We start from the raw sequence: 12,240 nt of genomic DNA on the forward strand, positions 1-12,240 counted from the left end.
GGGGAGAAATACGCGCGGCGCGCCACTTATACGCTGAGCGCATGGATCTGCAGTTGCGTCATCTGCGGTGCCTGGTCGCCGTCGTCGACACCGGCACATTCACCGACGCCGCCGGTGAGCTCGGCATCTCCCAGGCGGCGGTGTCGCGGGCCGTGGCCGCGCTGGAGGAGGCGCTGGGCGTACGCGTACTGCAGCGGACCACCCGCCACGTGACGCTGACCGCGACCGGGACGCAGGTGCTGGCCGGCGCCCGCAGGGTTCTGGAGGAGGTCGCCCACCTGCAGCGACTGGCCGAGGCCGAGCGGCAGCGCAGTGAGCTGCGGGTCGGGTACGCGTGGGCGGCCCTCGGCAAGCACACCCGGCGGGTGCAGCGGGCCTGGGCGACCGGGCATCCCGGCACTCCTCTGGTGTTCGTGCACATCAACACCCCGACCGCGGGCCTCAGCGACGGCACCACCGACGTGGCCGTGGTCCGGCGGGCGCTCGACGATCCGCGGTTCGAGTCCGCGCTGATCGGCCATGAGGCCCGCTGCGCCGCGGTGGCCACGGACAACGCGCTGGCCCGGCGACGGACTCTGCATCTTCGAGACCTGCTCCGGTACCCGGTGGCGATCGACGCCCGGACCGGGACGACCACGCTCGGGCTGTGGCATCCGGAGCCGGGCCCGGAGAACGTGCGCACCACCCACAGCGTCGACGAGTGGCTCACCCTGATCGCCGCGGGGCAGGCCGTGGGCATCACGTCGGAGGCGACGGCGAATCAGAATCCGCGGCCCGGTGTGGCGTACCGGATGCTGCGGCAGGCTCCGCCGATCGACGTGTGGCTGGCGTGGTGGCGTGACGATCCCCCGGCGAACCTCGACGACCTGGTCGGGTTGAGCCGCAGCGCGTACGGCAGCACACCCCCTAGTGCATCCTAGGAAGATAGGTTGTGAGGCCCGAGCGCCGGGCCGGTCATCCGGGGCGGCCCCTGACGGTCACCGGCGCGAAACCGGCCGGCTCCGACACTGGCCGGCATGAAGACGACGCTGCTGAAGGCCCTGCTGCTGGCCACCGTCCTGATCCTGCCCGGATGCACCGCCGACCCGGCCGGCGAGCCCGGCGACACGCCACCCTCCGGCGAGGCCGACCCGTTCACCAAGGTCGTCACCTACGTGGAATGCCTCCAGGAACAGGGCCTGCCGGTCAAGCTCAACCCCGGTGACGGATACACCATGCCGAAGGACACCGACCCCGCCGCGATCGAGGCCGCCGAGGCCGCCTGCCGCGGCGTGGCACCGCCCGGCATGTACGCCAGACCCTCCGCCGAGGAGCTCGACCGCTACGTCAAGGTGGCCCGCTGCCTACGTGGCCAGGGTATTCAGGTTGCCGACCCCACTCTGGAGGATCCGCAGCTACGCATCGAGCACCCGCCGCAGAACCTGCGCGAGCTTCAGGAGGCCTGCGAGGAGAGCACGGGCTGAACCGGCAGGTCGACCCGGACGGTCAGGCCACCGTCCGGGTTGGCCCGCACCCTGACGCCGCCACCGTGCGCGCGGGCGATCGCCGCGACGATGGACAGCCCCAGACCGGCGCCGTCACCCGCCCCGGTGCGGTCGGCGTCCAGGCGGCGGAACGGTTCCAGCAGCTCAACGGCCCGCTCCGGCGGCACCCTCGGACCGGTATTGACGACCGTCAGCGTGCCGTCGCCGGTCAGCTCCACCCGGACGATCCCCTCCGGCACGTTGTAACGGATCGCGTTCTGCACCAGATTCGCGACCAGCTGGGACAGCATCACCTCGTCACCGACAACGGTCGCCGTACGTACCGCAGACGAAACGGTGACCCCCGCATCCCGCTGCCTGCCCACCACCTCTCCCACCACCCGCCCGAAATCGACCGGAACGGCGGCGTCCGGGCCCCGCTCGCCCTTGGCCAGCTGCAGCAGGCCGTCGATGAGCCGTTCCGAACGCAGGGTGTTGCGCAGCAGCTCGGCGCGGATCAGCCGGACCCGTTCCGGCGACGGATCGGCCAGGCCCACCTCGAGAGCGGTCCGCTGCACGGCCAGCGGGGTGCGCAGCTCGTGCGAGGCGTTCGCGATGAACCGGCGCTGACTGTCGACAGCCCGTTCCAGCCGGTCGAGCATGGCGTCGAAGGTGTCGGCCAGGCGCCGCAACTCGTCGTCCGGGCCGGTCAGCGCGAGCCGTTCGTGCAGGGTGGACAGCGACAGCCGTTGCGCGGCGGCGGTGATCCGATGCAGCGGGCGCAGCAGGCGGCCGGTCATCCACCAGCAGACCGCGAACGCGAGGACCGCGATCACCGCGACGGCGGCCACCAGGATGAGCCGCTGGCTGGTGAGCACGCTTTCGCGTACGTCATCAGGGGGTTGTGGTGGTGGGGCGTCGCATTCCGGCCCGGCACAGGTCCGTCCACCCCGGCCGCCGAGAGCGGCGGAGACCGCCCAGCTCTGCAGGATCAGGGCGGCGAGCAGCACCGCCACCGTGACGGTGGTGAACAGTCCGCCGTACAGCAGGGTCATCCGGGCACGCACCGACCGGTTCACAGCCGGTACCCGCTGCCCGGGACGGTGACGATGACCGGCGGATCGCCGAGTTTGGCCCGCAGCTTGCTCATGGTGACCTTGACGGCGGTGGTGAACGGGTCGATGTGCTCGTCCCAGGCCCGTTCCAGTAGTTCCTCGGTGCTGACCACGGCACCCTGCGCCCGCATCAGGACCTCCAGGACCGCGTACTCCTTGCGCGACAGCGCCAGGGCGCGACCGTCCCGGAACGCCTGCCGGTAGGAGGCGTCCAGGGTGATCCCGGCCCGCTCCAGCACCGGCGGCAGCGGCCGCCCGGTGCGGCGGGCCAGCGCCCGGATCCGCGCCACCAGCTCCTCGAACGCGAAAGGCTTGGCCAGGTAGTCGTCGGCGCCCAGGTTCAGCCCGTCGATCCGGTCGGTCAGCTCCCCGGACGCGGTCAGCATCAGGATCCGCACCGGCGCCCCACCGCGTGACAGCTGCTCGCACACGTCGTCGCCGTGCACGACGGGCAGGTCGCGATCCAGGACGAGCACGTCGTAGTCGTTGACCGCGAGCCGCTCCAGCGCGGCCGCACCGTCATGGGCGACGTCGACCGCCATCGCCTGCTCACGTAGTCCCTCGGCCACCAGGGCGGCCAGGAAACGCTCGTCCTCGGCCACGAGTATCCGCATGCCAGCGGAGGCTAATCGATGACGGCTCATCGACGCTCACCTCCGCGAAACCCGGTCCGGGCCACGCTGCCCGCATGGCAACCGAACACACGAGACACCGGCGATGGCTGGTCGCGGGCGGGGTGGTGGTCCTCGCCGCCGGCACCGCGGCCGCGGTTCACCTGACTCACGACGAGGGGCCCGCGCCCGCGGCGGCCGCCGCGACCCTGCCGACAGCGCTGGTCCGGCGGGCGGATCTGTCCACCGCCGTCGAGGTCGACGGCACTCTGGGGTACGCGGGCGCGTACACCGTGCTGGGCCGGGGCTCGGGAACCGTCACCTGGCTGCCCGCGGCCGGAACGGTCGTGACCCGCGGCAGGCCGGTGTATCGGGCCGACGGCCGCCCGGTGCCGCTGTTCTACGGCACGCCGTTCTGGCGGACCCTCGAACCCGGGATGACCGGCGGCGCCGACGTGCTGCAGCTGGAACGCAATCTGGTCGCGCTCGGCCACGGCGCGGGTCTCACGGTCGACCGCACGTTCACCGCGGCCACCCGGTCGGCGATCCGCCGCTGGCAGAAGGCCACCGGCCTGCCTCGCACGGGCACCGTCGCGCCGGGCGACGTCGTCACGATGCCGGGACCGATCCGCGTCACCGGATCGACCTCGCTGCCCGGCGGCCCCGCCTCCGGCACGGTGCTCACCGCCTCCGGCACGACCCGCCAGGTGACGGCCGGTCTGCCGGTCGCCTCCCAGCACATCGCCGCGCCCGGAGCCGCGGTCCGCATCGAACTGCCCGCCGGGCGGACCGTAACCGGCCGGATCGCCTCGGTGGGCACGGTCGCGGTCGCCGACCCGGCCGACGCACGGTCACAGACGGGGCTCGGCACCGAGTCCGCCACCATCACCGTCACGATCACCCTGGACCGGGCCGCCGACGCCGGAACCCTCGACAGCGCCCCGGTCACCGTCGCGTTCACCAGCGCCGCGCACCCGGGCGTCCTGGCTGTGCCGGTGCACGCCCTGCTGGCCGCGGCCGACGGATCGTATGCGGTCAGCGTGGTCGGCGACGACGGGACGGTCACCGCGGTGCGGGTCGAGCTCGGCATCTTCGACGGTGACCGGGTCGAGGTCCGGGGCGACCTCACCGAGGGCACGAGGGTGCAGGTGCCGATCTCGTGAACGGGCCGGTCGTCGCGGTCCACGACGTCACCAGGGCGTACCCGGGCGGGGTGACGGCACTGCACCGGGCGACGCTGGCCGTACACCCCGGCGAGTCCGTCGCGATCATCGGCCCGTCCGGGTCCGGCAAGTCCACGCTCCTGCAGCTGATGGGCACCCTCGACCGGCCGACCAGCGGACGCGTGGACCTCCACGGACACGACGTGGCCCGGCTGCCCGACCGGCGGCTGGCGGCGATCCGGGCCCGCTGGATCGGATTCGTGTTCCAGCAGTTCTTCCTCACCCCGCACCTGTCCGCCGTCGACGACGTGGCCACCGGCCTGCTCTACCACGGTGTTCCCCGCCCGGGCCGGCGGCGGCTCGCGCGGGAGGCACTGGACCGCGTCGGCCTCGGCCACCGCCTCGACCACCGCCCGCACCAGCTGTCCGGCGGCGAGAAGCAGCGCGTCGCCATCGCCCGCGCCGTCGTCGGCCGGCCGCCGCTGTTGCTGGCCGACGAACCGACCGGCAACCTCGACTCAGTCTCCGGCGGCGAGGTACTGAGGCTGCTGCGCGACCTGCACCGGGACGGCACCGCCGTCGTGGTGGTCACCCACGACCAGGAGATCGCCGCAGCCCTGCCCCGCCGCGTGGAACTTCGCGACGGCCGTATCCACCTCGACACCGGAGCCCGCCCATGATCTCCGCTCCCCCACTGCCCGAACCCGCACGCCCGCGCGCCACCGATCTGATCCGGACCGGACTCGACGGGCTGCGCGGCCGGCCGTTGCGCGCCGTGCTGTCCGCGCTCGGCATCGCCATCGGGGTCGCCGCCATGGTGGGACTCGCCGGGATCAGCACGATCAGCCGGGCCGGGCTGATCGCGGACATCCGTGCGCTCGGCTCCACCCTGCTCACCGCCTCCCCCGGCCGGACCGTGACCGGGCAGGAGGCGACCTTTCCCGAGAGCGCGCAGCGGATGGTCGCCCGGATCCCCGGCGTCACCGACGTGTCCGCGATCGGCCTCGTCGAGGACGCGACGGTGCGACGCACCGACAAGATCAACCCCGCGGAGACCAATGGCCTGGCGGTACGGGCGGTCCGCGCCGACCTCCTGGGCACCCTGCGGGGCACCGTGAGGTCCGGGACGTTCCTCAACGACGCCACCGGCCGCTACCCGGTCGTGGTGCTCGGCGCCCTGGCCGCCGACCGGCTCGGCATCGACCGGGCCGGGGCACACGTGTACATCGCCGGGCGGTGGCATCTCGTCGTCGGCGTCCTCGACCGGCTCGTCCTGGCACCGGAGATCGACCGGTCCGCGCTGGTCGGCTGGGACCACGCCGCCGCCCTGGGCTTCCGCGGCCACGCGAGCCTGCTGTACGAGCGTTCCACCGCGGACACCGTGACATCCGTGCACGAGGTTCTCGCCCGGACGATCGACCCGGAGCATCCCGGCCGGGTCGAGGTCAGCTCCCCCGCCCGGGAACTGGAGGCCGAGATCGCGGCCGGCGACGCGTTCGACGCCCTGCTCGCCGGGGTGGGCGCGGTCGCGCTGCTCGCCGGCGGTGTCGGCGTCGCCAACGTCATGGTGATCTCGGTGCTGGAACGCCGCCGGGAGATCGGGCTGCGCCGCGCTCTGGGTGCCACCCGCTGCCAGATCCGGCTCCAGTTCCTGACCGAGGCGGTGGCCCTGACCACGCTGGGCGCGGCGGCCGGCGCGGCGCTCGGGCTGGCGGCCGCGTCGGCGTACGCCGTGGTGATGGGTTGGCCTTTGATCCTGCCCGTCGGACCGGTCGTCTCGGGGACCGGCGCCGCGGTTCTGATCGGCGCCGTGGCCGGCCTCTATCCGGCTCGCCGGGCCGCTCGTCTCAGCCCCACCGAGGCCCTGGCCGCATGATCGTCAGGGTGGAGCGACCGGATCAGCCCGCTGGCGGTGCGGGCCTGCTCGAGCAGCGCCAAGTCGTCGAGGATCGGGCGGCGGCTCAGCGGATCGGTGGACCGGCGCGGCGCCGCGAGCACCTCGTCGAGCAGCGGCAGGACCGGCGCACCGGCGGAGCCGACCGCGCCGGCGCAGTGGACCGCCCGCCGCAGCACGGGGCTGTTGCGGCCGGTGCGCAGCGGCGCCATCAGGTCGAGCAGCACCGGGACCACGGGTCCGGCGTCGCCGGTGATCCGCCAGTACGCGTGTGCCGCCTCGACGCGGTTCCAGTCGCCGGGCAGGCTCAGGAGCACGCGGACATCCCCGGCGTGTCCGGCCGCGACAGGCCCGAGCTCCGCCAGGCATCGCAGCAGCGCATGCCCCGGCCCGCGACGCGTGGCGCCACCGATCACCGGCAGCGCGACCGAGGGATCCCCGGTGACCCGCCAGTGTGCCCAGGCGGCCCGCTGCGTGCCGTGCCACACCGGCGCGCGGACCGGCTCCGGCCGCCGCCGTCCGAGAGCCAGTTCCCGCAGTTCGCCGGCGAGCGACGCGGCCGGCGGGCCGATCGCGCCGAGAACCCGACAGGCCTGCTCGGCGTGCCCGGTCGTCAGCAGCCGGCCGAGCTCCGGCACCGCGGCGGCGCTCGCCGGGCCCCAGAGTGCCAGGCCGCCGAGCAGGTCGGCCAGGTCCGTGACCGGCTCACCCGCGAGCAGGGCCCGGATCGCGGGCAGCAGCCGCTCGGCGTGCCCGGCCATCGGTGCGAGCAGGTCGCTGATCAGGATCTGCCGGAACGCGGTCACGATGGTGTACGACGCGATTCGCCGGGCGACGAGCCGCTGCTGCAGCGCCGGCAACGCTCGTTCGTCGCCGATCAGGGTCAGCGGCACGATCGCGGACTCGACACCGCCGGCCGCGGCTTCCCACAGCGCGTCAGCGTATGCGCTGGTCACGGTCGGGTCTGCGGCCGCGAACAGCAGCGCGCACTCCTTGCGCACCCGGTCGTCGTCATCGGTGAGCCCGGCGGCGGCCGCCTCCCACAGCTCCGGCATCGGCCGGCGCCACCGGTCCAGGACCTTCGGAGCCGACCCGTGCATGTTCCTCCCGAACATGGCGAGCGCGACCCGCTCGCCCACGTCAGGATGCTCGCTGAGCCGCCCGGCGAGCCAGGCCATGCCGTGGCGCCACGGCGAGTCCCGCCACAGGCTCTCCGGTTCGGCGTCGAGGCAGCCCAACGCCACTGCGGCGAGCCCGGCGCCGTCGGTGTCACGGCGGGCGACGGCACCGGCGGCGGCCATCCGCACCGCGGGGCTGCGATGGTCCAGCCACGACCGGAACCACGCGGCCGGTGCCACCCGGCCCGGGTCACCGTAGGCCTCGGTCAGTTCGTCGAGCGCCCGCAGCTGGGAGACGAGTGCGAAGTCGTCGGTCTCGACGGCGGTGCGGGCGTGCAGCAGGGCGGTCACGCCCGCATCCTCGTCGAGGAATTCACACATGAGGTACGGGACCACACGCCGGACCTCCGGGTCGGGATCCTCGAGGAACCCGAGCAGCACCGGCAGGCCCGCGCGCAGGGCCCGCTTCACGGGCAGCCCGTCCGATCGCCACTCGTACCGGTTGTTCCGGGCCGCCTGGCCGAGCAGCCGCAGGATGCGTACCCGGTTGGTGTTACCCGGCAGGGCCGCCAGCTCGATCAGCCCGGCCACCACCCGCGGCCCGTCCGGCACGGTCCGCGGGCCGAGCCACAGCAACCCGCCCAGCGCGCGGACCACGCTCTGCCCGTCCCCGCCGGGAGCCAGCCCGCCGAGGTCGACGTCCTTGACGAACGGTCCGGTCGTACGTTGCGGCAACTCTCTCCCCGTTCCCGGGCCGCGTCGCCCGGCGGCCCCGCAACAGGGTGTCAGGCCGTCCGGCCGCCCGCTACCCGGCCAGGGACGGCCACCGGTCCGCGGCCCACTCCGGCCAGCCCGGCCACCCCGGCGGTGGTGCGGGGATGCCGCCGCGCAGCTCGGTGGCGTCCGGCGCCTGGAACTGCCGCCGCCACGCCGCGATGTCCGCCGGGCTCATCGGGAACGTGGTGTGCGGCGCGGTGGCCTGCCGGTGCGCGATCCGGGCACGCTGGACCTGTTCCTCCACGGGCAGGTAGACGACCTCGGCGACCGCCCCGGCCGCAGCCGCGAGCCAGCGCAGTGCCGAGCGTTCGTCACGGGACCAGAGCCCGAAGTCGAGCACGACGCCGACGCCCAGCCGCAGCGCCTGCAGGGCCAGCGTGATGAGCCGCCCCTCCAGCAGGTCACGCTTGCCGCCGGGCTGCGTGCCGTCGAACAGGGAGATCATCCACTCGTCGGGGGTGAGCCGCAGTGCGCCGTGCGCCGCGGCGAGCTGCCCGGCCCGGTGGGTCTTCCCGGCGCCGGGAAGGCCCACCATCAGGAAGAGCCTGGCGGGTACGGGATGGTCGGGATGCTGGGACATGAGATCTGCTCCGGAACACGCGACGATCCGGCAGCACAGCGACGCGAAGGGGTCCCGGCTGCCGGCGGACACTGATCCGGCGGTACGCCGATCGCGTTACCGCCGCTGGTCAGCGGTCCGGATCTGCATGCTGGCGTTGCAACCCATGCACCCGACCCTATCCGAGGGGTCAGCAGTTGATGGACGCGGGGATGACCGGAGATGACAGCGATACATTCGAATACGTGAGAGCATGCGCGGGTTCCTGCTTCCCACCCGGAAGGAGTGCTCATGCGCCGACTCGCCGTACAGGCGGCCGCCGCTCTCACCCTCGTCACCGCCGCGATCGCCGTGCCCGGCGCCGCCGCCGCCACGGCGGCGCCGGCGATCGCCTGGTCCGCCTGCACCGAGCCCACCCTGGCGGGCTTCCAGTGCGCGACCTACGAAGTGCCGCTCGACCACGACAAGCCACGCGGCGCGACCACCACCATCGCCCTGTCGCGCCGGCCGGCCGACAACCCGGCCGCGAAGATCGGGACGATCTTCGTGAATCCCGGCGGCCCCGGCGGTGCCGGTCGCGGGATGGTCCGCTCGGCGGCCCGGATCGCCTCACCCGAGGTGCTGGCCCGGTTCGACCTGGTCGGCTTCGACCCGCGCGGCATCGGGGCCAGTGACCCCGTGCAATGCTTCGCCACCGATGAGGAGGCCGAGGCGCTGTTCGCCCGCATGAAGGGCGTGCCACTCACCAAGGCGGAGATCAGCGAGACGCTGAAGGCGAACTGGGAGTACACCGAGGCCTGCAAGAAGAACATGGGTCCGCTGCTGACCCACATGAGCACGCTCAACGTGGTCAAGGACCTCGACCTGCTGCGGCAGGGCGCCGGCGACTCCCGGCTCAACTTCATCGGCTACTCGTACGGGACGCTGATCGGCGCCACGTACGCCAACCTGTTCCCGGACAAGGTGCGGGCCGTGATCATCGACGGCAACGTCGACCCGGATCAGCGGACCAACCACCGGCTCGCGAACAAGTTCGACCGGGCCGGCGGGTTCGAGATCGCCCTGTCGGGCTTCCTGGCCGAATGTGACAAGGCCGGTCCGGCGTGCGCGTTCTCAGGTGGCGCCCGCGGCAAGTTCGACCGGCTCCGCGACCGGCTGCGGCAGGGACCGGCCGAAGTCCCCGGACTGGGCACGGTCACCATCGACGACCTGACCGGCTACATCGGGCAGATCCTCTACAACGTGGCGAACTTCCCGGCCGCGGCGGAGACCCTGGAAGTGCTGCACGAGGGCATCTTCGGTGACCCGTCGGCGCTGCGGACGGCCGCCGTGGAGCTGCCGAAGGCGCCGCCGGCACGCGGCTGGCTGACGGACGCGTACTCGTACACCGGTAATGACTCCTTCTTCGCCGTGAACTGCGCGGACGCTCCTCTGCCCCGCAATCCGAAGCTCTACCCGGCCTTCGCGACCGTGTTCGAGAAGGCGCATCCCACGTTCGGGCGTTCGGAGGCGTTCAGTGAGGTCGGCTGCGCCAACTGGCCGATCATCAGGGAGGCCTACGACGGGCCGTGGAACCGCCGCACCGCCCAGACCGTGCTCGTCGTCAACCCGACGTACGACCCGGCGACCCGGTACGACTTCGGCGTCCGGATGACCCGGCAACTCGGTAACGCTCGGTTGCTGACGTTGGACGGTTTCGGTCACACCAGCAACTACAGCGCGTGTGTTACCAGCTGGTATACGCGTTATCTGCTCAACGGCGAGGTCCCGCCGAAGGGCACCCGCTGCACGCAGGACCGCGCTCCGTTCCCCGCTGTCTAGGGTCCGGCGCCGCCGGTGCCGGCCCACGGGGTCGGCACCGGCGGTAAAGGCATGTCACACTGCACCGGCTCCCTTGATCGAAAGGCCCGGTCCGTGTCCTCGTTCGAAGAACTGTTCGCCCAGCACGTCGCCACCGGCATGGCTCGCCAGCTGGCGCTCGCCGACCTGCTCGGTGACCGTGGCTGGCAGCTCGATCTGAACGCCGGAACGGTCACGTTCGGCAACGATCTGCGCTACCCCGTCCAGTTGCTGGGCACGGAGAGTCACGCGGACCGGACGTGGCTGTGGGCGTGGGCCAACAGCGCCAGCAACCTCGACCCGTCCCTGCTGCAACTGGCCGGCTGGCTGCGCGAACACGGACGGGGTGAGGGCGTCCGCGAGCTGTACGAGCCGTCGCTGCGCCTGGACCGCATCGACGGTCACCGTCTGTCGCTGGTCGCGTCGGGGCTGACCGGGCGCCCCTACTACCGGGGCACCTACAACGGCGGGGCGATCTTCTTCCACCTGGAGAACCTGCCGTCACGGGTGCAGGGCGCGGTCACGCCGGAGCGGGCGTTCACGGTGCTGGGCCAGGTCATTCAGGCGTTCGCCGTCGACCACCGCACGGTCGTGGTCAACTTCCTGCGGCAGCAGGGCTGGCGGGTCGACGACGGCAAGGCCGGCGTGGTGGGCAGGCATCCGGACGGCTCCCACATGCGGGTGTCGTTCGACCAGCTGGGCCGCATCAGCGAACTGACCGGCGGCGTCCAGCCCCGCTGACGTAATCGTCCGATGATGGGAATCATCGGTCTGTTAAAGAAACCGGTTCTGGCTGATCGGGGTGCGGGTACGCTCGCCACGTATCCATTTGTTCCCGATCGATATCGCGTCTTCAGGGAGTCGCAATGATAAGTCGACGCTGGACCGCGGCCGCTGTCGCCGGTCTTTTTCTCGGAGCGATTCCTGCCGTTCCCGTGCAGGCTGCCGAGCCTGCCGAGAATGCCCTCTCGAGCACCGACGTCTACATCAGGAATCTTTATCCTCATGAGGTCAATGTCGCTACCGCGACCTACGACAGCGCGTGCGGCGGCTGGCTGGTGGAGGGGTGGTGGACAATCGAATCCGGCGAGAAGCAACTCGTAGCGATCGCGCAAGGCGGCTCATTCCTGTATTACGCGGAATCCCTTGGCGACGATGCGACATGGGGCGGACGGGCCCTCAGCGTCAACGTTCCGGACAACAAGTTCTCCAGTTGCGAGAAGTCCCTGCGCCGCCCCGGGTCCACGCTGAACCCGATCACGATGCGCCGGTACAACTACAGCGCGCTCCGGAGCGAAATCGTGCTTCCACTGGGGCGCAGCTGAGACCCGGCGGCGATCTTGTTCCACCGGGAGAACCTGCCGTCGGGCACCTTAGGGTGGCGGGATGAGCACCCGCGACGTTCCCGCCCAGATCGGGGATCTGCCACCGATCGGCCGGCCCGCGAACAGCGCCCTGCTGCACGTCGGCATCAGCACCCTGCAGCAGGTGGCGGCCCTTCGCCGGCAGGAGCTGCTCGCCATGCACGGGGTCGGCCCGAAGGCCGTGCGGCTTCTCGAGGCCGCTCTCGCCGAACGCGGGCTCTCCTTCGCACCCTAGGCCGCAGTTCGTGATCTGAGCTCGGTTCCTGGTCCGATCACCCCGGGCTGGTGCGGGTGCTGGGATTGAGCAGCGATCGGCGCGCCTGCAGCGGCACCGAGT

The 12,240-nt window shown here is 72.2% G+C and carries 13 protein-coding genes; 9 read left to right on the top strand and 4 right to left on the bottom strand.

What is annotated here, in order from left to right; all coding sequences use genetic code 11:
• Positions 1-41: 41 nt before the first annotated feature.
• Both CLV67_RS12700 and CLV67_RS12705 read left to right on the top strand, forming a co-directional pair.
• The gene (locus CLV67_RS12700; protein ID WP_106317734.1) at positions 42-920 is read left to right on the top strand and encodes a LysR family transcriptional regulator; all 879 of its coding nucleotides are present in this window, start codon (positions 42-44) and stop codon (positions 918-920) included.
• A 96-nt stretch (positions 921-1,016) separates the two neighbouring features.
• Entirely contained in the window at positions 1,017-1,463 is a 447-nt protein-coding gene (locus CLV67_RS12705) for a hypothetical protein (protein WP_106317736.1), read from the top strand.
• Here CLV67_RS12705 and CLV67_RS12710 read toward each other — a convergent pair.
• Both CLV67_RS12710 and CLV67_RS12715 read right to left on the bottom strand, forming a co-directional pair.
• Positions 1,433-2,518, bottom strand: a complete 1,086-nt coding sequence (locus CLV67_RS12710; protein WP_106318194.1) for a sensor histidine kinase — start codon at positions 2,516-2,518, stop codon at positions 1,433-1,435. The two genes, CLV67_RS12705 and CLV67_RS12710, sit on opposite strands and share 31 nt — an antisense overlap.
• 20 nt (positions 2,519-2,538) lie before the next feature.
• A complete protein-coding gene (locus CLV67_RS12715) occupies positions 2,539-3,192 on the bottom strand; it encodes a response regulator transcription factor (RefSeq protein ID WP_106317738.1) in 654 nt (217 codons plus the stop codon).
• 74 nt (positions 3,193-3,266) lie between these two features.
• On the opposite strand from CLV67_RS12715, the gene CLV67_RS12720 reads away from it, so the two are divergent.
• The 3 genes from CLV67_RS12720 to CLV67_RS12730 are packed head-to-tail and all read left to right on the top strand — an operon-like array spanning position 3,267 to position 6,228.
• Positions 3,267-4,352 (top strand): peptidoglycan-binding protein, encoded by a 1,086-nt coding sequence (locus CLV67_RS12720; protein WP_106317740.1) that lies wholly within the window; start codon positions 3,267-3,269, stop codon positions 4,350-4,352.
• A complete protein-coding gene (locus CLV67_RS12725) occupies positions 4,349-5,032 on the top strand; it encodes an ABC transporter ATP-binding protein (protein WP_106317742.1) in 684 nt (227 codons plus the stop codon). Before CLV67_RS12720 ends, CLV67_RS12725 begins: the two co-directional genes overlap by 4 nt.
• Positions 5,032-6,228: an ABC transporter permease gene (locus tag CLV67_RS12730; protein ID WP_203736905.1), complete on the top strand. Its 1,197-nt coding sequence runs from the start codon at positions 5,032-5,034 to the stop codon at positions 6,226-6,228. Before CLV67_RS12725 ends, CLV67_RS12730 begins: the two co-directional genes overlap by 1 nt.
• Here CLV67_RS12730 and CLV67_RS12735 read toward each other — a convergent pair.
• Together CLV67_RS12735 and CLV67_RS12740 are read right to left on the bottom strand one after the other, a co-directional pair.
• Complete coding sequence (locus CLV67_RS12735; protein WP_106317745.1) at positions 6,174-8,099, bottom strand: hypothetical protein; 1,926 nt, start codon at positions 8,097-8,099, stop codon at positions 6,174-6,176. The genes CLV67_RS12730 and CLV67_RS12735 overlap by 55 nt on opposite strands.
• Before the next feature lie 70 nt (positions 8,100-8,169).
• Positions 8,170-8,721, bottom strand: coding sequence for a P-loop nucleotide/nucleoside kinase family protein (locus CLV67_RS12740; protein ID WP_106317747.1), 552 nt, complete (start codon positions 8,719-8,721; stop codon positions 8,170-8,172).
• 270 nt (positions 8,722-8,991) lie between these two features.
• On the opposite strand from CLV67_RS12740, the gene CLV67_RS12745 reads away from it, so the two are divergent.
• The 4 genes from CLV67_RS12745 (at position 8,992) to CLV67_RS12760 (ending at position 12,138) form a co-directional block, all read left to right on the top strand.
• Positions 8,992-10,521: an alpha/beta hydrolase gene (locus CLV67_RS12745; protein ID WP_106317749.1), complete on the top strand. Its 1,530-nt coding sequence runs from the start codon at positions 8,992-8,994 to the stop codon at positions 10,519-10,521.
• A gap of 93 nt (positions 10,522-10,614) precedes the next feature.
• Entirely contained in the window at positions 10,615-11,280 is a 666-nt protein-coding gene (locus CLV67_RS12750; RefSeq protein WP_239166083.1) for a DUF6882 domain-containing protein, read from the top strand.
• A gap of 125 nt (positions 11,281-11,405) precedes the next feature.
• Positions 11,406-11,864 (top strand): DUF1036 domain-containing protein, encoded by a 459-nt coding sequence (locus CLV67_RS12755; RefSeq protein ID WP_106317753.1) that lies wholly within the window; start codon positions 11,406-11,408, stop codon positions 11,862-11,864.
• A gap of 61 nt (positions 11,865-11,925) precedes the next feature.
• The gene (locus tag CLV67_RS12760; protein WP_106317755.1) at positions 11,926-12,138 is read left to right on the top strand and encodes a helix-hairpin-helix domain-containing protein; all 213 of its coding nucleotides are present in this window, start codon (positions 11,926-11,928) and stop codon (positions 12,136-12,138) included.
• Positions 12,139-12,240: the final 102 nt, after the last annotated feature.

This window comes from Actinoplanes italicus (assembly GCF_003001815.1).
Classification (GTDB): Bacteria; Actinomycetota; Actinomycetes; order Mycobacteriales; family Micromonosporaceae; genus Actinoplanes; species Actinoplanes italicus.